1 protein-coding gene is annotated in these 1,347 nt (G+C 68.2%); it reads left to right on the top strand.

Features of this window, described 5'->3' with window-relative positions:
• A partial coding sequence (locus BVI061214_RS00005; RefSeq protein WP_082333081.1) for a primase C-terminal domain-containing protein occupies positions 1-948 on the top strand: 948 nt, incomplete at its 5' end.
• Between the last annotated feature and the right edge of the window lie 399 nt (positions 949-1,347).

Here is a 1,347-nt window from a genome sequence, read left to right as displayed (position 1 = left end):
CCCCCGCGGGCGGCGAAGGGGGAGGGCTTCACCCTGGGGGCCCTCTTCGCGGGGCTCGCCTTCCTCCTCGGAGACGGGAGGCTCCTTCCCCTCACCCTCTCCAACCCCCGGGCCCCCTGGAAGGCCCACATCGTCTACGAGCTGGAGCCCCCTATCTGGCTTTCCTCCCCCAAGGCCCACGAGGGGCAGGCCAACCCCTTCGCCCTGGTGCGGGAGGTAGATGCCCTCCTTCGGGCTTACTTTGGGGCGGACCCGGCCTACAACGGCCTCCTGGGGCGGAACCCCCTGGCCCACCCCTACCTCATCGGGGGCGGGAAGCTCTGGGACCTCCCCGGCCTCCTGGAGGAGCTTAGGGAACTCACCCCAAGGAGGCGGGCCCTGGCCTACCTGGACACGGCCACCTACGGGCGCAACTGCACCCTGTTTGACCATGTGCGGGCCTTCGCCTACGGCGTGGTGGCCATGTACCGGGGGAAGCCGAACGGCTTTGAGCTCTTCCGGCAGGCGGTGGCCCACGAGGCCCACCGGCTGAACCGGGAGCTTTTCCGGGACCACCCCCAGGGGCCCCTGCCCTGGAAGGAGGTGGAGGCTACCATCGTCAAAAGCGTGTCCAAATGGACCTTCTACCGCTACCGGGGGACGAAGGTGTGGCCGGTATCGGGTACGGGCAGGCCGGACCGGTCCCGGCTTTCCCCCGCGGCCCGGGCCCTGGTGGAGCCCCTGGAGGGGGAAAAGCTGGAAAGCCATTTGGAGGCCACCCGCCCCAAGCGGATGGCCAACCTCGAGGCGGCTAACCGGAAGCGGCGGGGGAAGGCCGAGGAGGCCCTGGTGGAAGCCCTCAGGAGGCTTCAGGCGAGGGGGGAGCGGGTTACCCCCACCGCCCTGGCCCGGGAGGCGGGGGTGCACAGGAACACCGCCTCGCGCTGGCTCAAGCGAATGCGCTCCTAGACGGCGCAAACCCCCAAAAGTGCACACGCCGATGGTGGCTATCAAGGTTATCAGGCGGGGGTGGGGGGGGTAGGGGTGGGGGTGCAACCCCCAGGGTTCTTTTAGCCAGGTACTTGGCTAGCTAACCTAGGCGGCGGCCCTTTTTTCCTTGGCCAGGTACTTTAGCTAGCTCACCTGGGTTTTTGCCTTTGCCAGGTACTTGGCTAGCCAACTGAGGCCTGAACCGATGCGGCAACTGGGGTTTTGGGGGGGCGGCCCGCACCGCGCAAATCGGCCATTTTCGCCCTCTAGGACGGCAAAATCCCCGACTTGCCTCCCCGAGGACCCGCCCTGAGAGGCCCGAGAAGCCGGGGGGTATGGGGGGGCAGTCTTCTCTCCACCCCCCCTCTTCCCGGGCCT

Origin of the sequence: Thermus aquaticus (assembly GCF_001280255.1) — a bacterium.
GTDB classification, from domain to species: domain Bacteria; phylum Deinococcota; class Deinococci; order Deinococcales; family Thermaceae; genus Thermus; species Thermus aquaticus.
The sequence above is the reverse complement of the archived record's forward strand: the minus strand, read 5'-3'. Positions and strand labels throughout refer to the sequence as shown.